Genomic DNA, 20,735 nt, shown 5'->3' on the forward strand with positions numbered 1-20,735 from the left:
TGATGGGAAGGTTTGGTTGCTCAAGACCAACCTTCTCATCAGGAGACCATCCCATGGCTGATGCCACGACTGCGGTAAGCCCGCTGCGACGCCGCATGATCGACGACATGACGCTTCGCAACCTGTCGTCAACCACGCAGCGAACCGACGTTCATGCCGTCACGAAGTTCAGCCGGTATTTTGGCCGCCAGATCAGTTGGGGCTGGAGGACGTCCGGGCCTTCCAAGTCTACCTTGTATCGCAGGGCATTTCCTAGCCGGCGCTGAACCAGACGGTCTGCGCCCTGCGCTTTTTCTATGGGGTGACGCTGAACCGAGCGGAGATCCCGGAACGCATCGCCCATGCGCGCACGCCGCGCAAGCTGCCTGCGATCGTGAGCGCCGACGAGGTCGTGCGTTTCCTCGAGGCGGTACCGTCTCTGAAGGCGCGTGCGGCGCTGGCCACGGCTTATGCTGCGGGCCTGCGCGCCTCGGAAGCGGCCAGTCTGAAGGTCACGGATATCGAGAGCGATCGCATGGTGATCCAGATCCGCCACGGCAAGGGCGTGAAGGACCGGACCGTCATGCTCTCGCCACAGCTTCTCTGCATCCTGCGGAGCTACTGGCGTCTGGCTCGACCAACGGATTGGCTGTTTCCCGGGCGTGACGACAAACCGATAGACGTGCAGGTGCTGCATTCCGCTTATCGTTCCGCGACCAAGGCGGCAGGGCTGACCAAGAAGGTCAGCGTGCATACCTTGCGGCACAGTTTCGCGACCCCATTTGCTAGAAAGCGGCGTTGACATCCGCATCATCCAGGTGCTGCTCGGGCACAGTTCTCTATCGACCGCCGCACGTTATACGCAGGTTGCCACGACAACGATCGCGAAGACACAGAGCCCGCTCGACTGCCCGAGCCTGGAGGTGGTACCGCCCGGCTGATGGCCGGCGTCATGCGTTCGTCGTTGGAGGTGGCGGATATCTTCCGCCGCCATGGCTCAGCCTATGTTCAGGCGCATGTCGGCCATCTCGGCCGAGTAGAACGCCGCGTGATGAGCGCAATCGCACTGTGCCGGACCGCGGCGCTCGGCGGCCATGTCGAAGGCTGTCGGACCTGCGGCACGATCCGTGTCGCCTATAATTCCTGCCGCAACCGGCATTGCCCCAAATGCCAAGGTGAGCCAATGGAACGCCACTGGTCCGAGAGACATTGGCGAACGCGGCTCGTGACTGGCTGGCCGCGCGGGCAGGCGACCTGCTGCCCGTCCCCTATTTCCATGTGGTCTTCACGCTGCCGCCAGAGATCGCGGCCATCGCCTTCCAGAGCAAGGCAGCCATCTACGGCATCCTGTTCAAGTCCGCCGCCGAGACCCTGCGCATCATTGCCGCCGATCCAAAACATCTCGGCGCCGGGATCGGCCTGATCGCGGTGCTGCACAGTTGGGGTCAGGCCCTTAGCTATCATCCTCATCTCCACTGCATCGTGCAGGGCGGCGGACCATCGCCCGATGGCACGCGCTGGATTGCCTGCCGTCCGAACTTCTTTCTTCCGGTCCGCGTCCTGTCGCGGCTGTTCCGGCGGCTGTTTCTGCAGGCGTTGCGCGTCGCCCCGGCGGCGAAGACGGCAAGAGCCGTTTCGCATCCATGTCCCTGCTGCGATCGCCCGATGGTCAGACTCTCTGTCTGACATCACGGCCAGGCACCACCCCGGGGACCATTCTGGAACGACAGTTCATGAACCTCCAAGACAGACCATCGCCGCACGACCCGCAACCGATCCGCAAAAAGACCGCCCCCAGAGCCGGTACGCTCGTGACACGGTTGTGCCGGCGCCAGAAGTCCCGACAGGTAATCCGCCCCCAGACCGGCTCGTGGTGGCGGCTTCCACGGGCCGATGCCGGACCCGGCAGAACCAGGGCCGCTACCCTTCACCGCCGCATCCTCCTGCTCGCCCGACATCCCGGGCCAGCGCAAAAACCACAATCCCCATAGCGCCAAACCGGCCTGCGGCTTCGTTCAATCCGGCTTCAATGAGGTCGCGCGCGGTGCCAAAACCCACGCGACCCTCGGCGCGACCTCACAGAACCCTCCAGATTCCCGAAACGGCCATTCCGTGATTCCCTTGTGCTGCGGCAGATATGGGGAGGCAAATGGGCAATCCGCATCCAATGGAGCTTCGCACAGGGGTCATGGCCTTCGTGGATGAGGGCCACCGCCACCGCGAGATCGGCGCATTGGCCGCGAGACGGCAAGGCAATGGCGGAGGACACGGCAAACTGACGGGGGTGAGCGTTTGGCTCAAGGCTCGCGTCACGACCAAAGGCGAGATCACGCTCGATGAATTGGTGGACGATCTCGTCGAAACGCATGGCATCGCAGTTCACCGTGCAACGGTCTGGCGCATGCTGTGCGGGCTCGGGCTGACACACAAAAAAAACCCTGCAGGCGCTTGAACAGAAGCGCAAGGACGTCGCCAACCTGCGCCATGTCTGGATCGCGAAACGCCAGCCTTTCATGGCCAACCATCTGGTCCGGCGGGCTTTCATTGATGAAACAAGCATCAAGACAAACATGGCCGAGACGACCGGCTGGGTGCCCTGCGGTCAACGCCTCGTCGATCACGCACCGTTCGGCCATTGGCGCACCCAAACCTTCGTCGCCGCCCTGCGCGATGACCGATTGGACGCGCCCTGAGTGATTGATCGGGCGATGAACGTCGAGATGTTCGACCTCTACATCAAGACCCAACTGGTTCCCACGCTTCGGGTCGAGGACGTTGTTATCCTAGACAACCTCTCCAGCCACAAGAGTCCTGCCGCGGCGGCTGCCCTGCGTGATATCACTGCCTGGTTCCTGTACTTGCCGCCCTACCGTCCTGATCTGAACCCGATCGAAATGGTATTCTCAAAGCTAAAGGCGTTGATCAGAAAGGCCGCCGCCCGTACCTACAATCAATTCTGGGCAGCGGTCGGTCAGGTCCGCGACCTCGTCTCTGACGAGGAGTGCTACAACTACTTTAAAGCTGCAGGATATGAGGCCAATTGACCACAACACGCTCTAGTGCGCGATCATGCCTTTGACGAAGATCTCACGACCTTCGTCAAACGTACGGGGTATGAACCCGACTGTCAGCAACATGTTTTCGTCGGGTGAGTTTACTGGGTCTGTGGGCGCAGTTCCAGCAATGTCGGATTGTCTGGGTTGCTCTGCAGGGCCTGATCCAGAAGCTTGCGCCCCGCAGACTTGCCGTTCACGCCAATTTCTAGCCGCACCAGCACAGACCACGCTTCAATCCTCTGCGGATCAAGCTGGACAGTCTCGCGGAAGGCATTGATTGCAGCGGGGTAGTTTCGCGTTACCATCGCAATACCGCCCATCACCATATGGGTCTCGGGGAAATCCAGACGGTTACCCAGCGATTTCTGCCATTCGGCCATCGCACTTCGTAGATTTGCAGTCGCTTGCTGGGGAAGTTGACCAAGCGGCGCGCTGAGCAGTTCCTGCGCGGCAGCCATACGAACCAACCTGATCGGGTCGGTTGTCAGCTTGATCAGGTTATCTACACGCGCTTGCGGATTTCCTGCCCTTTGCAGACGCGCCGCCGAGGCACGGATCAACGGGCTATCGTCGGAAAGCATTGGCGTGGTTTCCTGAACGGTCTTTTCATCGGCGGCGGCTTGCATCAGGAACAGCGAAGTCGCCCGCACCAGATCCGCCTGACTTTCATCTTTCGCGATGGCCAGAAGGTTGCTGAGTGCCCCGGCCGGATCCTGTGCCGCCTGTGCAAAGGTGGTCCCGAAATGCGGTCCGCGATGGGTTGAGTTCGGATACCATTCCTCGATCTTTGCCGCCGCCCATTCCGGAGTCTGGTCCTTGTGGCAGGTGGTGCAGGCATCGGGCGCACCGGTTTGCGCCGACAGATCAGGGCGCGGGATGCGGAAGCTGTGATCTGCCCGCTCGTCATTGCCCATGTAGGTCTGTTCGACCATGTGGCAGTTCTTGCACTGGGCGCCCTCGGAACCTTCCTTGTGGAAGTGATGGGCGGCGGTGTCGAACTCCTTGAGCGGCAGGCTGGGAAAATCGGGATTGCCGGCCGGAGAATGGCATTGTGTGCAGACGGTGTTGCCCTCGGCGACCCGCTCGCCGGTGTGCGGGTCGTGGCAGTTCATGCAGCTGACGCCCTTGGCATACATTTTCGACTGCAGGAACGAGCCGTATTCATAATCCTCTTCGCGGATCTGTCCGTCGGCGTGGTACAGATCGGGCGTCAGCAGGGACAACCGGTAATTGTCGTGATAGGCCGTGCCGGGCAGCGGATTGCCTTCGTTGAAAGCCTCGCGGCGGGAATGGCATCCGGCGCATTGTTGAACCCATTTTTCCGCCCCGCCTTGGGTCGGCATGGTGAAGCCATAGGCATCAAGGCCAGAAATCGTCAGCGGCTGCTTGTCTTTCGCCCAATCGCGATGTTTCGAGCCCGGACCGTGACAGGCCTCGCAGCCGACACCGATCTCGACCTGGGTAGACTGGTAGCTGCGGGTTTGCGGGTTGTAGTTTTTCTCGAATCCGGTCGAGTGGCATTCGGCGCAGCGTGCGTTCCAGTTCTTGTACGGTCCGCTCCAATGCATCCCGTCCGTTGGAGGCAACAGCGAATCCGGATAAAGGTGGAACCATTCCTTCTTGTCCACGTCCCAAACCACGTCGAAGCTTTGTAGCTTTCCGGGCGCGGTTTCGAACAGGTATTGCTGCAGCGGCTTGATGCCCACCACCGAATGGACGTTGTAATCCTGGGTCACGCCGTCCATTTCGGTGACCTTGGCGTGAAAGCCTTTTTCGTCCTTCGAGAATTTCACGTCCATGCCGTTGCCGTGAAACTCGGTGTTGTTGAAGTCCGCGACCACGGTCGAATCCGACGGTTCGGTCCATGCCAGACCGTGATCCGATGTCTTCCATGCCTCGGTCTCGTCAACATGGCAGGAGGCGCATTGGGCCGAGCCGATATAGTCAGGAACCTCCTGAGCCGACGCAGTCATGGCGAGGCAGGACAGAAGCAATGCGGTCAGGGCGGTTTTCACGGTATCTGGCACTCTCTGAAAGGAAGTAGGGCTGGTTCGTGAATGGACGGGGCCGTCCAGAGACAATTTCACGGTCAGCGGCAAAAGTCGCAAGCGGAGAGTGGATTTTTTTCGGTCTGGCTGGCTGTTACGTCTGGTTACTTGCGGGATTCCGTGGTTTCGCGCACCATAAGTCTCGGCGTGATCATCGTGCAGGTGGCGATGCTTTCCCCAGCGATTCGCTGCAGAATAAGCTGTGCGGCCTTGCGACCTATCTCGCGCTTGGGCTGACGGACTGTCGTCAGGGCGGGGGCCAGATACGAGGCAAGGTCAATATCGTCAAAACCGACAATCGACACATCGCGTGGCACGATGTAGCCCGCGCGTTGAAGGGTCGCCATAAAGGCGCAGGCCATCTCGTCCGAAAAGGCGAAGATACCGCTTGGCCGGTCGAGAGGGGGCCGATCCATCCAGACTTTTGCTGCCGCCTGACCGGATGACAGGGTGAAATCACCGTCAAACAGCGTGATGCGGGCCGTGCCTGCGGCATCCTTTGCTCCCTCAAGTCGGGAGAGGTGCAATACATTTCGGGGCGGGCCGCCGATCAGGCCGATATGATCGTGTCCAAGATCCCGCAGGTGCCGGATCGCTAGCACTCCGCCTTCGCGATTGTCCAGCACGATCCGGGGGACGTCCGTGCCTTCGATCCATTCGCAGGCGGTCACGATGGGGGGCAGGTCGGCTTGCTCGGCGGGCGTGGGCAGCGCGACCATCCCGTCCAGCAAAATGACCCCGTCACTGCGCGAGGGGTCAAGAAAGCGCTGCAATGCGGTGTGTCGGCCTTTGTCCTCGAGCGTGTCGGCAACAAGCAGGTCATATCCCGCGCGCGCCAATTCATGGCCCATCCCGTCCAGAATCTTGGCGAAGAACGGATTGCTCAGATTGGGAACCAAAGCGACGACGCTGCCGGTGCGTTGCTTACGCAGGTTTCGCGCGGCATGGTTCATCCGGTAGCCGGTGGCTTCGACGGCCTGTAAAACCGTGGTGCGCGTGCTCTCGGCGACCAGATCGGGATTCGACAGCACCCGGCTGACGGTCGCAGCCGAAACTCCGGCGTGACGCGCCACGTCTGACAGCTTTACTCGGGCGGCAAGTCTTTCCATTCGCGCAGATTATGCCAGCGGACGGCGTCGCAGCAAGCGGCGAAAGAAGTTCTTGCAATCGATTTCAGTCCAGTGCAGCTTGGCTGGAGGAGTGAGGACCATCATGCAAACGATCAAAGGGCCTGCGCTGTTTTTGGCGCAGTTCATCGGTGCTGACGCGCCATTTGACAGCTGGGATTCGATCACACGCTGGGCTGCGGATTGTGGCTATAAGGGTGTGCAGGTTCCGACCAATGACCCGCGCATCCTTGACTTGGAGCGGGCGGTAGATTCGCAGACATACCGGGACGAATTCCTCGGCATCGCGCGTCAGAACGGCGTCGAAGTGACCGAGCTTTCGACCCATTTGCAAGGTCAGCTTGTCGCCGTTCATCCGGCCTACGATGCGGGCTTCGATGCTTTTGCCCCCGAGGCGTTGCGCGGCAATCCCAAGGCGCGGCAGGAATGGGCGGTCGATCAGGTTGGCAAAGCGATCCGCGTTAGCCGCCTTCTTGGCCTGAATGCGATGGCGACATTCTCTGGCGCTTTGGCTTGGCCCTATCTGTATCCTTGGCCGCAGCGTGCGCCCGGACTGGTCGAGGCAGCCTTTGACACGCTGGCTTCGCGTTGGCGGCCTTTGCTGGATCTGGCCGAGGAAAATGGCATCGACATCTGCTACGAGATCCATCCCGGCGAGGATCTGCATGACGGCGTGACTTACGAGATGTTCTTGCAGCGCGTCGGCAATCACGCACGGGCGAACATGCTGTATGATCCCTCGCATTATGTCCTGCAACAGATTGATTATCTGCAGAATATCGACATCTACCATGACCGCATCCGCATGTTCCATGTCAAGGATGCCGAGTTCCGTCCGAATGGCCGGCAAGGCGTTTATGGCGGCTATCAATCATGGGTCGACCGTGCCGGACGGTTCCGTAGCCTTGGCGATGGGCAAGTGGATTTTGGCGCGGTTTTCTCGAAGCTGACCCAATACGGTTTCGACGGTTGGGCAGTTGTGGAATGGGAATGCGCGCTGAAGCACCCCGAGGACGGCGCACGTGAGGGTGCCAGCTTCGTGCGTGACCACATTATCCGCGTGACCCCTCATGCATTTGACGACTTCGCGGCCAGTTCTGTGGACCCTGCCGCCATCAACAAGGCGCTTGGACTATGAAACCGATCAGACTGGGCATGGTGGGTGGCGGCAGCGGTGCTTTTATCGGTGCAATTCACCGGATCGCCGCGCGGATGGATGGGCAGTTCCAACTGGTCGCGGGCGCGTTAAGCAGCAATCCCGAGCGGGCCGCTTCAAGCGCAGCCGACCTGGGAATCCGCGGTTATGACAGTTTTGCCGAGATGGCCCGCGCGGAAGCCGCCCGCGAGGACGGGGTCGAGGCCGTTGCCATCGTTACACCGAACCACATGCATGCCGCGCCCTCGGTCGCGTTCCTGAATGCAGGTATCCATGTCATCTGTGACAAGCCCTTGGCCGCGACGACGGAACAGGCATGTCAGATTGCCGAGGCGGTTCGCGCCAGCACGGCGCGTTTCTTCCTGACGCATAATTACTCGGCCCTGCCCCTTGTCCGCGAGGCGCGCGCGTTGGTGGCTGAAGGGGCCTTGGGGAAAATCCGTCTGGTCCATGCGGAATATCTGCAAGGGTGGCTGTCCGACGAGACCCATAACAAGCAGGCCGATTGGCGTACCGATCCCGCTCAGGCGGGGGCGGGGGCGCTTGGCGATATCGGGACGCATGCGTGGCAATTGGCCGAGTTCGTGACGAGCCAGACCCCCAGCCACCTTTCCGCCGAACTGTCCAGCATGGTGCCGGGGCGACCGATCGACGACGATGCGCGGGTTTCTCTGCGCTATGCCTCGGGTGCCAAGGGCGGCATCTGGGCCAGTCAGGTCGCGACTGGTCAGGAAAACGGACTGTCGCTGCGGCTGTTCGGCGATAGGGGCGCTCTGGAATGGCGGCTGCAAGACAGTGAACGGCTGGTCCTTACCCCCAAGGATGGACCTGCGCAGATCCTGACGCGGGCGCAGGATCGCTCGGGCTCGTTCCGAACGCCTCCCGGTCATCCCGAGGGATATCTCGAAGGTTTTGCCAACCTGTACAAAGATATCGCGGGCATAATCCGAGGCGACGACAGCCTGACCGGACGGGTTCCGGGGCTGGCGGCAGGGTTGTCGGGAATGGCATTCATCTCGGCCGCGCAAGCCTCGTCCCGACGTGACGGCGCTTGGACTTCGGTCGCGCCATGACAGTTCTTGCGCTGCGCAATGTCTCGAAAAGCTTCGGCCCGATCGAGGTATTGCACGGCGTCGATCTGGCGCTTGAGCCGGGCGAGGTCCATGCGCTGATCGGCGAAAATGGCGCGGGCAAGTCCACCATCATGAAGATCCTTGGCGGGTTTCTGGATCCGACGCAGGGCGATATACTTCTGGACGGACAGCCCCACCGCTTTTCCAGCGGCCCACAGGCCGAGGCGACCGGCATCGTCGTCATCCATCAGGAATTCAATCTGGCCGCTGACCTGTCCGTGGCTGCGAATGTCTTCCTTGGGCGCGAAAGGGGCGGTTTCCGGCTGGATCATGCCTCGATGCGGACCGAAACTGTGGCGCTGCTGGATCGCCTGCACAGCCCGATCGACTCCGATGCCTTGATCCGCGACCTTTCGGTGCCGGACCGGCAAATGGTCGAGATCGCCAAGGCCCTGTCCCGCAAGGCGCGCGTGCTGATCATGGACGAGCCAAGCGCCGTGTTGACCCATCGCGAGGTCGGAACGCTGTACGAGCAGATCGACCGACTGCGCGGCGAGGGCGTCGCGATCCTGTATTGCTCGCACCGTCTGGACGAAGTCGCGCATCTGGCCGACCGGATCACTGTGCTGCGGGATGGTCGGGTCGTTCGCCAAGCCTTGCGGGGCGAGCTGGACGAAAACGGCATGGCCGCAGCGATGGTCGGCCGCGAGTTGCAGGATTTTTACCCTGAAAAGGGTACGCCTGATGATACCATCGCGCTGGAGGCGGTGGGACTGAACGTCCCCAGCGAAGTTCACGATGTCTCGTTCACGCTCAGGCAGGGCGAGGTTCTGGGGATCGCGGGTCTGGTTGGCTCGGGGCGTACCGAACTGGCCGAGGGGCTGGTCGGATTGCGGTCTGCTACGGGGGAAATCCGGCTGAACGGGCATCTTGTGACGATCCGCAGCCTGCGCGACGCCTTTGCTGTCGGCCTTGCCTATCTGACCGAAGATCGCAAGGAAGCCGGTCTATTGCTGGACAAGCCATTACGCGAAAATCTGACATTGGCGACGCTTGAGCGTTTTGGAAAACTTCGGCTGGATATCAAGGCCGAGGAATCCGCACTGGATCATGCAACGCAGGAATTCGACATTCGCGCGCCGCGTCGCGACATGCCCGCAGGCAAACTTTCGGGCGGAAACCAGCAGAAACTGCTGCTGGCCAAGACCATGCTGCCCGATCCGCGCATCATCATCATCGACGAACCGACCCGTGGCATCGATGTCGGCACCAAGCGCCAGATCTACGCCTTTATCCGCAAACTCGTGGACGAAGGGCGTAGCATCATCGTTATCAGCAGCGAAATGACCGAGGTCATTGGCCTGTCGAACCGCGTGCTGGTCATGCGCGAAGGACATATTGCGGGCGAGTTGTCCGGAGCGCGATTGACCGAAGAAAACATCGTGCGCCTTGCCATGGGCGTCAGCAGCGAGGCCGCATGAAACGACTGGACTTGCACACCCTTGGCCCGATTGTCGCGCTGATCGCCTTGGTTATTCTGGGCGCGATGCTAAATTCCTCGTTCCTTGCGCCGGCGAATATCACGAACGTGCTTGCCCGTTCGGCCTTCATCGGGATGATCGCGGTCGGAATGACCTTTGTGATCACAGCAGGCGGTTTGGATCTTTCGGTCGGCTCGATGGCGGCATTCCTCGCAGGGGTGGCGATCATCGCGATGAACGCGGCGCTGCCCTCGCTTGGGGCCAATTGGGGCACGATCATACTTGGCATGATCGTCGCGATCATTGGCGGGCTAAGCGCAGGTTGGCTTAACGGTGCGCTGATCACCAAAGCGAGGATCGAGCCGTTCATCGTGACATTGGGCACGATGGGGATTTTCCGGTCGCTGGTGACATGGCTTGCGGATGGCGGGACCCTTAGCCTGCAATCCGAACTGCGGACACTGTACAGGCCGGTCTATTACGGTGGTTTTGGCTGGATCACATGGCCGATCATCACTTTTGCCGTGGTTGCGATCATCGGCGAATGGATGATGCGCCATTCGCGGTTCGGCCGCCATGTCGAGGCTATCGGCTCGAACGAACGGGTCGCGCGCTATTCCGCGATCGACGTGAACCGGGTCAAGCTGATGACCTATGTTCTGCTGGGGCTGCTGGTCGGGTTGGCGGTCGTGCTTTACGTTCCGCGTCTTGGTTCGGCCTCGGGCTCGACCGGAGTTCTTTGGGAACTGGAAGCAATCGCTGCCGTGATTATTGGCGGCACGGCCCTGAAGGGGGGGACGGGACGCGTGTGGGGCACCGTGGTCGGTGTCCTGATATTGTCGCTGATCGACAATATCCTGAATTTGGCCGATCTGGTCAGCCCCTATCTGAACGGGGCGATACAGGGGGTCATCATCGTTCTTGCTGTCGTCTTGCAGCGGGAGAAAAGCACCGCCGACGAGCGGTAATCCTGGGGAGGAGAGGAAGATGAAGCGCAGAAACCTGATGAAGGGCGCGGCCCTAATCATGACCTTGGGCATGACGGTTGGCGGGGCCGTCGCGCAGGAAGCTGAGAAAAAGATCATCGGCGTCTCGATCCCGTCGGCCACGCATGGCTTTATGGGCGGGCTGAACTGGCACGCGCAGGACACCATCGCGCGGCTGGGCAAGGCCTATCCTAACCTCGAATTCGTGCTGGCGACGGCGGGGGATGCGGCCAAGCAGGTCAACGATATCGAGGATATGATGGCCACCCGCAATATCGACGGGCTGGTCGTGCTGCCATTCGAATCCGAGCCGCTGACGGCTCCGGTCAAAGCGGTCAAGGACGCGGGCAAGTTCGTCACCGTCGTGGATCGCGGCCTGTCGGAAGACGGTATCGAAGATCTTTATGTTGCCGGTGACAACACGGCCTTTGGTCGCGTCGCGGGTGAGTATTTCAAAGGTAATCTCGCAGCCGGCAGCAAGATTGTCGTCTTGCGCGGCATCCCGACGACGCTGGACAACGAGCGGGTCGAGGCGTTCCAGAAGGCGCTGGAAGGCTCGGATGTCGAGATCCTCGACATGCAGCACGGCAACTGGAACCGTGACGATGCCTTTACCGTCATGCAGGATTACCTGTCGAAATATCCCAAGATCGACGCGGTCTGGGCCGCCGATGACGACATGGCGATCGGCGTGCTGGAGGCCATTTCGGCCGCGAACCGCAATGACGAGATGTGGGTGATCGGCGGTGCCGGGATGAAGGAAATCGTCAAGCGCATCATGGATGGTGACAAACAGCTTCCGGTGAACGTGACCTATCCTCCGGCACTGATTTCCTCGGCGATCGAGATGACCGCGCTGAACTTCGTTTCGAAAGCGCCGATGACGGGGCGGTTCATCATTGGCTCGCAACTGATCACGCCGGAAAACGCTGAGCAGTTCTATTATCCCGACAGCCCGTTCTAAATTCGGGTAAGCGATGACCAGAACCCTGTCCGCCACGCGGGCAGGGTTTTTCATTCTGGCCTCTTGCCGTTTCCCGACCAGCCCATATCCTGCCGCTATTCCGCGCCGGATTGGCGCAAGTGGGACGCAAAGATGCCATTTCTTCTGCTGCTTGAACAAAATCCGCTGTTGTTCTTCTCGATCCTGTTATTCGGCTTGATCATCTTTTTTGAGCTTGGCGTCAGGATCGGCCGCAACCGCCGCAAGGAGATCGGCGAGGGCTCGGATGAAGGCGCGACTTTGGTTGTCGGCAGCGTGCTTGGTCTTCTGGCTTTTGTCTTGGCGCTGAACCTGTCCAACGCTTCATCGCGGCAGGAAAACCGGATGCATTCCGGCCTTGACGAGGTCAACGCGATTGGCACCGCCCTGATGCAGGCGCAGGCTGTTGGTGGTGATGAATCCGGCCCGATTGTCGCGCATCTGAAGAAGTATCTTGAGCTTCGCTATCGCTATATCCGCGCCGAACCGCATTCGCCCGAAATCGCCATCACGACCGACGAGTCCAACCAGCTTCAGAACGAGATCTGGGCATTGCTGGAAAAGCGGGTCTCCGAGAACCCGACACCTGCCGTGACTTCACTGATGAATGCGCTGAACAATGCATTCGATGCAACGACGGCCCTGCGGTTGATGATGGAATACCGAATCCCGATGCAGCTGATCTGGCTGCTTTTGCTGATGAGCCTGCTGGGCTCTGGCACGGTCGGCTACCAGTTCGGGCTGACAGGGCGCAAGGGACGCTTGCCTGCGATCATGCTGACGGTTCTGTGGTGTACGGTCGTGACCGCGATCATCGATATCGGCTCGGGCCGGATCTGGACGTTCCGTACGGATGCACGGGTCTATGAATGGGCGCTGGACGGCTACGGAATCCCGCGTCCACCTGTGGCCGAGTGAACCTATCGGTCCTTCGACGCCAGCCAATCGATGATGATCCCGCGCAGGCGCTCACCCGAGAATGACGGGAAATGCCCTCCGTGGACCACACGCACCGGCAGTTTCAGCAGGCGCTGCATCGAGGCGATGTATGCTGCGGCATCCGAGTGATAGGTGTCTTCGATCAGCGGGCCGTCATAGACGATATCTCCCGAGATCAGGACGCCGGTCGCCGCTTCCCACAAGGCGATGCCTCCGGGGGAATGGCCGGGTGTGTGGATGATCTCGAAGCTGCGGTCGCCCAGATCTATCCTATCACCGTCCTCAAGCAGGCGTGTGGCGGGGGCCGATGTGACCGCGTAACTGGTCGAAAGATAGGGCTCTGGCGGCAGAGCCGTGAAAATCTCGTCTGTGACATAAGGATCGGCCAAGGTTGCGGCGCGGGTCGGATTGGCCAGAATTTCCGCCTCTGCCCTGTGGCATAGGCGGCAATCGAATTCGTGGTGGCAGCCGATATGGTCGAAATGGGTGTGGCTTGCCACCGCGCCCAGCGGCCGCCCACTGACCAGAGGCACCCATTCCCGCAGCGAAACGACCCCCATGCCGCTATCGACCAGCATGTCACGGTCCCGTCCACGCACATGCCAGATGTTGCAGCGATAGAATTCGTGGATATGTGGCTCGTCTATCCATGTGATGTCATCCCCGACCCGACGCAGGCGATACCAGTCCTGAGGGGGAACACGCTTCACGCAGCGACCTCGTCGCGCAGGATGACGGCGTTGGTTGCGAACAGTTCAACATTCTGTCCGATACCGGGTTGGCTGCCTTGGGGCAAATGGGCGACGATCCGCGTCCCCTCAGCGGCCAATGGTTCGAAATGGCAGCGATGATGCGTCCCGAAAAAGCCACTTTCGACCAGACGCGCAGGGCCCAGTGACACATCGCCGGAAAAGCCGATATTTTCCGGGCGGATGCACAGGACACCCTCGCGGCCCGTCATCGTCATTGCAATAGGGCCAAACGGCGATTGTGCGTTCTGGCCATTGGCGGTCACCGGAATGCGGTTCATCTCGCCCATGAAATTGGCTGAGAACAGGCTGGCGGGTCGCAGATAGACATCCTCGGGGGAGCCGCAATGTTCGATGCGGCCCTGATTCATCACGACGATGCGGTCGGCGACGGCCATAGCCTCTTCCTGATCGTGGGTCACATGGACAAAAGTCGTGCCGACCCGGCGCTGGATGGCCTTCAACTCGTCCTGCATCTGGCGGCGCAGTTTCATATCCAAGGCGCCCAATGGTTCGTCCAACAATAGCACATCGGGTGACACGGCCAAAGCGCGGGCCAAGGCAACGCGCTGGCGCTGCCCGCCGGACAATTCATGCGGGCGGCGCGAGGCTTTGTCGCCAAGGCCGACCATCTCCAGCATTTCCTGAGCGCGCGTGCGCCGTTCGGATTTGCCGACACCACGCATCCGCAACCCGAAGCCGACATTGTCCAGCAAGGTCATATGCGGGAACAGGGCGTAGTCCTGAAACATCGTTGTTGTCGGACGGCCACGAGGCGGGACATGGGTCATGTCCTTGCCATTGATGATGACCTTGCCCTCGGTCGGGGTGACGAAGCCGCCAAGGATCGACAGCAGCGTGGTCTTGCCACAGCCCGATGGTCCCAGAAGCACGATGAACTCGCCCGCTGCTATGGTCAGATCGACTTTATGTAGCGCGGTGAAATTGCCGAAGCGGTGGTGGATTGCCTCGAAACGGACTTCAGCGGTCATGGGCGGGGCTTTCGGAATAGGGTCAGTTCAAGCGTCACGACGATTGCGACCGAAACAAGGAAGACCAGTGAGCCGATCGCGTTCGTCTTGGGCGACAGGCCCGAACGCAGCATCGACCAGATTTCAACGGGCAGGGTGATGTCAAAGCGGGTCAGCAGGAAGGCGATGATGAACTCGTCCCAGCTGAAGGTCACCGACAGGAAAAAGGAAGCGGCCAGCGCCGGAGCGAGCATTGGAGCCGAGACCAGCGCCAGAACCTGCCATTCCCGTGCGCCCAGATCGCGGGCAGCGCGCAGCGCATTGCGCTGATGCTCGCCCATCGCGGCATAGATGATCGAGAAGCATAGCGGCAGGTTGATGACGACATGACCGATACCGGTCGCCAGCAACGACGGACGCAGCCCGAGTTTGTTGAATATCTGGAGCAGTCCAAGGCCGATGATGAGGTAGCTGACAGTCATGGGTGCAATTAGCACGCCGCGCATCACTACCGAGCCGGGCAGGGCAACCCGGGCCAGACCCGACGCCGCCAGAAAACCCAGCACCAACGCAACTGCTGATGAGCCGAACGCCACGATAAAGGAATTCCACAGCGCGGCCATCAGATCGCGGTCGGCGATCACCTCGGCGTACCATTTCAGTGTGAAGCCCTTGAGTGGCGGAACAGGCAGCCGTCCGTCCTGAAACGAGAAAACGACCAGCGCCACAACGGGCAGAAGGATGAAGACGAAGATCAGGACAAGATATGCCCAGGACAGGATACGCATCAGACGCGCTCCATCTTTAGCCAGCGGGCGCAGGCGGCATAGGCCAATGTGACCAGCACCATCAGCACGACGGCCAGTGCTGAAGCCATCGGGTAATCTCCACGTCTGCCCAATTGCAGCATGATCAGTTGCGGCAGGGTCAGTTCCGAATTTCCGCCCAGAATTTGCGGCGTGATATAGTCGCCGATGCACAGCACGAAGGTCAGAAACGCGCCGGTCATCACGCCGGGCAGGGTCAGCGGCAGAATGACCAGAAAGATGACCTGCAATCGCGAGGCGCCCAGATCCTCGGCGGCGCGGGCGTAGTTCGGGGAAAGCTGGACGAGGTTCGAATAGATCGTCAGGGTCAAGAGCATGACGAAGAAATGGATAAAGCCGATGATGGTCGCGGCGCGCGTCGCCATGATCTGGACGGGCGCATCCAGAATGCCGCTTTGCACCAGCGTCTGCATAACGAGGCCGTTTTCTCCCAGAACAAGTGCCCATGAATAGGATCGCACGACGTAAGACGTCCAGAACGGCAGGACAGCCAGCAACAAAGCCAACCTGCGCCACCTTGGGGGCACTCGGGTCGCGATGATCCATGCCAATGGCCAAGCCAGAATGACCGAAACCACGGTCACGATCGCAGAAATCTCAAGCGAGACCCGGATGCCGCGCAGCAGTGACGGCTCCGAGAAGATCCGGACATAGTTGCCCAAACCCGGACCGGTCACGATTTCCCGCCCCTCCAGATGGGCAAGGCTCATCCAGATCATGGCGGCAAAGGGTAGGATGAAAAAGGCGAGAGTCCACAGCAGGGCGGGGGCCACCAAAGCGGCCCCTTGCTTGCGTTCAAAGCGTTCGATGCTCATGTCTCACGTCAGTTTTGCAGCATGTCGGTCCACAGATCCTGCATCGCGGCGTCGTCATCCGCGCTGGGGATCGGGTACAGTTGCGCGCGCTTCAGGTAATCGGACTGTTCGTCCCAGCGCAGCACGGTCTTCTGTTCGGGCGTCAGATGCTCGCCTGCCTTCGCATTGGCGGGCATGCCCCAGTAGCAGGCCGAGGTGGCCAAACGGGCCTGACCTTCGGGCGAAGTAAGGTACTTCACGAATTCCAGCGCCAGTTCGGGCTGCTGGGAATCTTTCAGCACCGCGATCGACTCGGCCCAAAGAACCGCGCCCTCGGCGGGGATGGTCCAGTCCAGATCGGGGTTCTCGGCGTGAAGGTTCGCCGTCAGGAATTCGCCGCCACCGACCAGAATATCGACCTCTCCGGTCGCCAGCGCAGTCTGGCTGCCGACGACATCCGCCACCTGCTTCGAGGCAGCTTTCAGTTTCATAAGCGGTTCGCGAAGGGTCTCGATCTTGTCGCCATTCAGGTCCGAGGTCGGGAGGCCTTGAGCGATCCCGACGATCCCGAGCGCCGGAAGGTAATAGTCGTAGATGCCGATCCGACCGTCATATTTCCCCGACCACAGGGTGTTCAGGCTGGTCATATCCTTGGGATCGACCTTGGATCTGTTATAGGCCAGCGTGTTGTAGCCGAATTTGTCCGTCACGGCATAGATAATTCCGTCGCGGGTATTGTGCGATGCCATCACCAGTTCGGGAAAGAAATCCGCAGTCGACACCGCCTCGGCAGGCAAGGGGGCCAGCACGTCGCGGTCAATGGCACGGCCGACATCGATCGCGTCGATCACCATCACGTCCCAATCGCCTGGACGGGATTGCTCAAGAATGGTCAGCCCTTCGGCAGTACCCTGGTATTCCTTGGTGTTGACCTTGACGTCATGGGCCTTTTCGAAAGGCTCGAGCAGTGCGGGATCGGCGTGGTCGCACCAGATCAGGGCGTTCAGTTCGGATGCGGCTTGGGCGGCAAGCGGGGTGACGGCCGTGGCAAAGGTGATCGCGGCGCAGGCAGTTCTGATCATCAATGTGACTCCTGTCGGGAAAATGAGGACCTCTTTGTGTCCTTTCTAGAAAAAAGTTGAACCAGTTCATTTTTGCAGTCAATAATAATTTCAACATTCCAGCGAGGACATGATGGCAGGCCTGCGCGAAAGACAAAAAGCCGACCGAAACCGGCGCATCCTCGAGGCGGCAAGCACGCTTTTTGGGCAAATGGGTTATGAGGCCGCGCGGATCGACGCGATTGCGAACGATGCCGAGGTCTCGGTCGGGACTTTGTACAACTATTTCGAAAACAAGGCCGATCTGCTTTTGGCCATTGTCAGCATGGAGGTCGAGGAGGTTCTGGGGCAGGGCGCAGCGGTGGTGGCCGATCCGCCTTCGACCGTCGCCGATGCCTTGGGGAAACTGATCCAGACCTATTACGATCACTCGCTGGTTTACCTCACCAAAGAAATGTGGCGCGCCGCGATGGCGATGACGATCCAGCAACCCGAAGCCCCCTTTTCGCGCCGCTACCGTGAACTCGATGCGGCATTGGCGGCGCAGGTGTGTGATCTGATCCGGACCTTGCAAACGCGGGGCGACGTGCGGGCCGATCTGGACGCCTCTGCGCTGGGAGAGATCGCCTTCAATGATCTGAACTCGCTATTCACCGAGTTCACCTTGGATGAGGGACAGTCGCTGCCGCAATTGCGGGCGCGGCTTGACGCACATCTTGGGGCTTTTACGCGATTGATCTCACGCGAAGGCTGATTGCGAAGAGTTGTTGCCTGACGCGTTGAATTATCTGATGCTGCGCTGCGGAATGCTTGGTATTTCACGGCAACGGAGCGACAGATGACTGACGCCGTACTGCCTATCAATCTTGCGCTGCAAGGCGGCGGCTCGCATGGCGCGCTGGCCTGGGGCGTCCTTGATCGCTTGCTGGAGGAACCCCGGCTTCGCATTTCGGAAGTCAGCGGGACCAGTGCCGGAGCCATGAATGCCGTCGTTCTGGCGCATGGGCTGGAAAAAGGTGGCCGCGAGGGCGCACGCGAGGCGCTGAACGGTTTCTGGAAAGCGATCAGCGACGCGGCACGTTACTCGCCGATGCAGCCGACAATCTGGGACCGGATGAAGGGTGATTTCTCGCTTGACCGCTCGCCGAGCTATCTGGCTGCGGAGGCGCTGAGCAGGATGTTCTCGCCCTACGAGTTGAACCCGTTCGACCTGAACCCGCTGCGTGATCTTTTGAACGAGATGATCGATTTCAATGCGATCAATGGCTCGGACAAGATCCGCGTCCATCTGACCGCGACCAATGTCCGTTCCGGTCTTGCGCGGATTTTCTCGACCGGCGAAATTTCCAGTGAAACGGTGCTGGCCTCGGCGTGTTTGCCGTTGATGTATCGTGCGATCGAAATTGACGGTGAGGCCTATTGGGATGGCGGCTATTCCGCCAATCCTTCGCTGACGCCTTTGATCCTTGATAGCGACGTCATCGACGTGCTGATTGTCCAGCTGAACCCGATGCGTCGCGAAAAGCTGCCGCGAAATGCGCGCGAGATCATCAACCGTGTCAACGAGTTGAGCTTCAACACCAGCCTGATCAAGGAATTGCGGGCGCTGAGCAATCTGAGCCGTCTGATCGAGGAAGGTAAGGTCGAGCTAAGCGAGGGGGTCGACCTGCGTCTGCACATGATCCATGGCGAAGAAGACCTGCAGGATCTGTCCGCGTCAAGCAAGCTGAATGCGGATTGGGATTATCTGCAATACCTGTTCGGGCGCGGCCGGATCTGGGCCGAGGATTGGCTGACCAAGCATCTGGACGATGTTGGCAAACGTCCCTCGTTCTGGGTCGAAGAACTTTTCGGCCAGCCCCGCCCGGGCAGCAGACGCTGAAAAAGCTTTCCGGCGATAATTTGTTGGCGTAGGCCTGCGGTTTCGCAGCCTGTAACGCGACTTACGTTCGGATGCGTCTCGCATCGGCCGCAAGTTGCAGATACTCTGCGGCCAAAGCATTGCCGGAAAGGTTCCTGACATGAGCACCAAACGTTTCACCGCCCAGATTCTGGGCCTTGCCTCTGCAGCGCTGCTAGCCGCGACGGTCGCGCAGGCGGATCCGGCGGCGGTGATCCGTGTCGGCTCGCTTTACGAGCCGCAGAACCTCGATAACACCGCTGGTGCAGGGCAGGGGATCAACGAAGCCTTCAACGACAACGTCTATGAGGCGCTGTTCCGGCTGAACGACGATGGCACGGTCGCGCCGGTGCTGGCCGAAAAGCACGATGTCAGCGCCGATGGTCTGACCCACACCTTCACGCTGAAATCGGGCGTGACCTTCCATTCGGGTGAGCCGCTGACCGCCGCGGATGTGAAATATTCGATCGAGCGCGTCACCGCCGAGACCTCGAAATCCTCGCGCAAGAAAAGCCTGTCGGCGATTGAGGCGATCGAGACGCCGGATGACAAGACCGTCGTCATCAAGCTGAAATCGAAGTCGATCTCGCTGCCCTACAACCTCAGCTATGTCTGGGTTGTGAACGACGCGGCGGGTGACATCACCGGCAAGGAAGACGGCACCGGCCCCTATAAGCTGGCCGATTGGAAGCGCGGCTCGGCTTTGTCGCTTGAGGCTTCCGACGCCTATTGGGGCGACAAGCCCGCCAATGCCGGCGCGATGTTCAGCTATTTCACCGAGGCCGCTGCGTTAAACAACGCGCTGCTGACCGATGCCGTGGACATCATCACCTCGGTCCAAAGCCCGGACGCGCTGGCGCAGTTCGAGGACACCTCGGCCTTCAAGATCTCCGAGGGTAAGTCCACGACCAAGCAGATCATGGCCTATAACGACCGCGTCGCACCCTTCGACAACGTCAAGGTCCGCAAGGCGCTGGCCCGCACCGTTGACAAGAAGATGTTGCTTTCGGCGATCTGGGGCGACCGCGGTATGGTTCTGGGCAGCTTCGTGCCGCCGACTGACGCATGGTATGAGGACCTGACCAGCGTCGACGCCTACGACCCGGAAAGCGCCAAGGCGCTTCTGGCCGAGGCCGGTTTCCCCGAGGGCTTCACCTTCACGCTGGAAACCCCGAATTACGACCCGCACCCGATCACGGCCGAGTTCCTGAAAGCCGAACTCGCCAAGGTCGGCGTGACGGTGAACATCCATGTCATCACCGCCAACGAATGGTACACCAAGGTCTATCAGGCCAAGGATTTCCAAGCGACGCTGCAAGAGCATGTGAACCATCGCGACGTGGGCTTCTATGGCAACCCAGATTTCTACTGGGGCTATAACAACCCGCAAGTGACCGAGCTGGTCGCGAGCGCCGAGGCCAGCGACTCCGACGCCCAGCAGGCCGACAAGCTGCGCGAGGCGAACCGCATCATCACCGAGGATGCCGCTTCGAACTGGCTGTTCCTCTATCCGCAGATCGTGGTCTCGAACACCAAGACCACGGGCTATCCGGTCAATGGGCTGAACGCGCAATTCTTCCTGCGCGGGATTACCAAAGAGTAACGG

21 protein-coding genes and 1 pseudogene are annotated in these 20,735 nt (G+C 60.4%); 15 read left to right on the top strand and 7 right to left on the bottom strand.

Annotated elements, in window-relative coordinates; all coding sequences use genetic code 11:
- The first annotated feature begins 373 nt into the window (after nt 1-373).
- The 6 genes and pseudogenes from GL286_RS22270 to GL286_RS22285 all read left to right on the top strand — a co-directional run bounded on the left by GL286_RS22270 (nt 374) and on the right by GL286_RS22285 (nt 3,023).
- Entirely contained in the window at nt 374-781 is a 408-nt protein-coding gene (locus GL286_RS22270; RefSeq protein WP_211596189.1) for a tyrosine-type recombinase/integrase, read from the top strand.
- 16 nt (nt 782-797) lie between these two features.
- A complete protein-coding gene (locus tag GL286_RS22900; protein WP_425496086.1) occupies nt 798-920 on the top strand; it encodes a hypothetical protein in 123 nt (40 codons plus the stop codon).
- A pseudogene (locus tag GL286_RS04925) lies at nt 920-1,596 on the top strand (IS91 family transposase); the annotation flags it as partial. The gene GL286_RS22900 and the pseudogene GL286_RS04925, both read left to right, overlap by 1 nt.
- A gap of 532 nt (nt 1,597-2,128) precedes the next feature.
- On the top strand, nt 2,129-2,431 hold the full coding sequence (locus GL286_RS22280) for a helix-turn-helix domain-containing protein (protein WP_211596192.1): 303 nt from the start codon (nt 2,129-2,131) through the stop codon (nt 2,429-2,431).
- A 118-nt stretch (nt 2,432-2,549) separates the two neighbouring features.
- Nucleotides 2,550-2,672, top strand: coding sequence for a transposase (locus GL286_RS22445; protein WP_246184826.1), 123 nt, complete (start codon nt 2,550-2,552; stop codon nt 2,670-2,672).
- A 15-nt stretch (nt 2,673-2,687) separates the two neighbouring features.
- Nucleotides 2,688-3,023 (top strand): transposase, encoded by a 336-nt coding sequence (locus GL286_RS22285; protein WP_281352076.1) that lies wholly within the window; start codon nt 2,688-2,690, stop codon nt 3,021-3,023.
- A gap of 110 nt (nt 3,024-3,133) precedes the next feature.
- On the opposite strand, the gene GL286_RS04935 is transcribed toward GL286_RS22285, so the two are convergent.
- Entirely contained in the window at nt 3,134-5,050 is a 1,917-nt protein-coding gene (locus GL286_RS04935) for a multiheme c-type cytochrome (RefSeq protein ID WP_343038835.1), read from the bottom strand.
- A 137-nt stretch (nt 5,051-5,187) separates the two neighbouring features.
- Entirely contained in the window at nt 5,188-6,192 is a 1,005-nt protein-coding gene (locus tag GL286_RS04940; RefSeq protein ID WP_155094382.1) for a LacI family DNA-binding transcriptional regulator, read from the bottom strand.
- Between the two features lie 103 nt (nt 6,193-6,295).
- On the opposite strand from GL286_RS04940, the gene GL286_RS04945 reads away from it, so the two are divergent.
- From GL286_RS04945 to GL286_RS04970, 6 genes are all read left to right on the top strand, one after another.
- A complete protein-coding gene (locus GL286_RS04945) occupies nt 6,296-7,348 on the top strand; it encodes a sugar phosphate isomerase/epimerase family protein (RefSeq protein ID WP_155094383.1) in 1,053 nt (350 codons plus the stop codon).
- Entirely contained in the window at nt 7,345-8,439 is a 1,095-nt protein-coding gene (locus GL286_RS04950; RefSeq protein ID WP_155094384.1) for a Gfo/Idh/MocA family protein, read from the top strand. Before GL286_RS04945 ends, GL286_RS04950 begins: the two co-directional genes overlap by 4 nt.
- Nucleotides 8,436-9,920 carry a sugar ABC transporter ATP-binding protein gene (locus GL286_RS04955; protein WP_155094385.1) on the top strand — a complete coding sequence of 495 codons (1,485 nt, stop codon included), beginning with the start codon at nt 8,436-8,438 and terminating at the stop codon, nt 9,918-9,920. Before GL286_RS04950 ends, GL286_RS04955 begins: the two co-directional genes overlap by 4 nt.
- Complete coding sequence (locus GL286_RS04960) at nt 9,917-10,888, top strand: ABC transporter permease (RefSeq protein ID WP_155094386.1); 972 nt, start codon at nt 9,917-9,919, stop codon at nt 10,886-10,888. The genes GL286_RS04955 and GL286_RS04960 overlap by 4 nt, the downstream gene beginning before the upstream one ends.
- Before the next feature lie 19 nt (nt 10,889-10,907).
- Nucleotides 10,908-11,870, top strand: a complete 963-nt coding sequence (locus GL286_RS04965) for an ABC transporter substrate-binding protein (protein ID WP_155094387.1) — start codon at nt 10,908-10,910, stop codon at nt 11,868-11,870.
- Between the two features lie 132 nt (nt 11,871-12,002).
- On the top strand, nt 12,003-12,806 hold the full coding sequence (locus tag GL286_RS04970; protein ID WP_155094388.1) for a hypothetical protein: 804 nt from the start codon (nt 12,003-12,005) through the stop codon (nt 12,804-12,806).
- A 2-nt stretch (nt 12,807-12,808) separates the two neighbouring features.
- Here GL286_RS04970 and GL286_RS04975 read toward each other — a convergent pair whose 3' ends face one another.
- The 5 genes from GL286_RS04975 to GL286_RS04995 are packed head-to-tail and all read right to left on the bottom strand — an operon-like array spanning nt 12,809 to nt 17,250.
- Nucleotides 12,809-13,537 (bottom strand): MBL fold metallo-hydrolase, encoded by a 729-nt coding sequence (locus tag GL286_RS04975; protein WP_170295040.1) that lies wholly within the window; start codon nt 13,535-13,537, stop codon nt 12,809-12,811.
- On the bottom strand, nt 13,534-14,568 hold the full coding sequence (locus tag GL286_RS22905) for an ABC transporter ATP-binding protein (RefSeq protein ID WP_155094389.1): 1,035 nt from the start codon (nt 14,566-14,568) through the stop codon (nt 13,534-13,536). The genes GL286_RS04975 and GL286_RS22905 overlap by 4 nt, the downstream gene beginning before the upstream one ends.
- The gene (locus GL286_RS04985) at nt 14,565-15,335 is read right to left on the bottom strand and encodes an ABC transporter permease (RefSeq protein ID WP_211596196.1); all 771 of its coding nucleotides are present in this window, start codon (nt 15,333-15,335) and stop codon (nt 14,565-14,567) included. The genes GL286_RS22905 and GL286_RS04985 overlap by 4 nt, the downstream gene beginning before the upstream one ends.
- Nucleotides 15,335-16,189 (bottom strand): ABC transporter permease, encoded by an 855-nt coding sequence (locus GL286_RS04990; RefSeq protein ID WP_155094390.1) that lies wholly within the window; start codon nt 16,187-16,189, stop codon nt 15,335-15,337. The genes GL286_RS04985 and GL286_RS04990 overlap by 1 nt, the downstream gene beginning before the upstream one ends.
- Nucleotides 16,190-16,197: 8 nt before the next feature.
- Nucleotides 16,198-17,250, bottom strand: coding sequence for an ABC transporter substrate-binding protein (locus tag GL286_RS04995; RefSeq protein WP_155094391.1), 1,053 nt, complete (start codon nt 17,248-17,250; stop codon nt 16,198-16,200).
- Nucleotides 17,251-17,362: 112 nt separating this feature from the next.
- Between GL286_RS04995 and GL286_RS05000 the strand changes: the two genes are divergently transcribed.
- From GL286_RS05000 to GL286_RS05010, 3 genes are all read left to right on the top strand, one after another.
- Nucleotides 17,363-17,983 (top strand): TetR/AcrR family transcriptional regulator, encoded by a 621-nt coding sequence (locus GL286_RS05000; protein WP_155094392.1) that lies wholly within the window; start codon nt 17,363-17,365, stop codon nt 17,981-17,983.
- Between the two features lie 84 nt (nt 17,984-18,067).
- Entirely contained in the window at nt 18,068-19,111 is a 1,044-nt protein-coding gene (locus GL286_RS05005) for a patatin-like phospholipase family protein (protein ID WP_155094393.1), read from the top strand.
- Between the two features lie 139 nt (nt 19,112-19,250).
- Nucleotides 19,251-20,732, top strand: coding sequence for an ABC transporter substrate-binding protein (locus tag GL286_RS05010; RefSeq protein WP_155094394.1), 1,482 nt, complete (start codon nt 19,251-19,253; stop codon nt 20,730-20,732).
- Nucleotides 20,733-20,735: the final 3 nt, after the last annotated feature.

Source organism: Paracoccus aestuariivivens (assembly GCF_009711225.1).
GTDB classification, from domain to species: domain Bacteria; phylum Pseudomonadota; class Alphaproteobacteria; order Rhodobacterales; family Rhodobacteraceae; genus Paracoccus; species Paracoccus aestuariivivens.

Excerpts from the sequence above, each read along its gene's own strand:
- GL286_RS22280 (WP_211596192.1), top strand. The coding sequence starts at position 2,129 with ATGGGCAATCCGCATCCAATGGAGCTTCGCACAGGGGTCATGGCCTTC.
- GL286_RS22445 (WP_246184826.1), top strand. The coding sequence starts at position 2,550 with ATGGCCGAGACGACCGGCTGGGTGCCCTGCGGTCAACGCCTCGTCGAT.
- GL286_RS22285 (WP_281352076.1), top strand. The coding sequence starts at position 2,688 with ATGAACGTCGAGATGTTCGACCTCTACATCAAGACCCAACTGGTTCCC.
- GL286_RS04940 (WP_155094382.1), bottom strand. The coding sequence starts at position 6,192 with ATGGAAAGACTTGCCGCCCGAGTAAAGCTGTCAGACGTGGCGCGTCAC.
- GL286_RS04945 (WP_155094383.1), top strand. The coding sequence starts at position 6,296 with ATGCAAACGATCAAAGGGCCTGCGCTGTTTTTGGCGCAGTTCATCGGT.
- GL286_RS04950 (WP_155094384.1), top strand. The coding sequence starts at position 7,345 with ATGAAACCGATCAGACTGGGCATGGTGGGTGGCGGCAGCGGTGCTTTT.
- GL286_RS04955 (WP_155094385.1), top strand. The coding sequence starts at position 8,436 with ATGACAGTTCTTGCGCTGCGCAATGTCTCGAAAAGCTTCGGCCCGATC.
- GL286_RS04960 (WP_155094386.1), top strand. The coding sequence starts at position 9,917 with ATGAAACGACTGGACTTGCACACCCTTGGCCCGATTGTCGCGCTGATC.
- GL286_RS04965 (WP_155094387.1), top strand. The coding sequence starts at position 10,908 with ATGAAGCGCAGAAACCTGATGAAGGGCGCGGCCCTAATCATGACCTTG.
- GL286_RS04970 (WP_155094388.1), top strand. The coding sequence starts at position 12,003 with ATGCCATTTCTTCTGCTGCTTGAACAAAATCCGCTGTTGTTCTTCTCG.
- GL286_RS22905 (WP_155094389.1), bottom strand. The coding sequence starts at position 14,568 with ATGACCGCTGAAGTCCGTTTCGAGGCAATCCACCACCGCTTCGGCAAT.
- GL286_RS04985 (WP_211596196.1), bottom strand. The coding sequence starts at position 15,335 with ATGCGTATCCTGTCCTGGGCATATCTTGTCCTGATCTTCGTCTTCATC.
- GL286_RS04990 (WP_155094390.1), bottom strand. The coding sequence starts at position 16,189 with ATGAGCATCGAACGCTTTGAACGCAAGCAAGGGGCCGCTTTGGTGGCC.
- GL286_RS04995 (WP_155094391.1), bottom strand. The coding sequence starts at position 17,250 with ATGATCAGAACTGCCTGCGCCGCGATCACCTTTGCCACGGCCGTCACC.
- GL286_RS05000 (WP_155094392.1), top strand. The coding sequence starts at position 17,363 with ATGGCAGGCCTGCGCGAAAGACAAAAAGCCGACCGAAACCGGCGCATC.
- GL286_RS05005 (WP_155094393.1), top strand. The coding sequence starts at position 18,068 with ATGACTGACGCCGTACTGCCTATCAATCTTGCGCTGCAAGGCGGCGGC.
- GL286_RS05010 (WP_155094394.1), top strand. The coding sequence starts at position 19,251 with ATGAGCACCAAACGTTTCACCGCCCAGATTCTGGGCCTTGCCTCTGCA.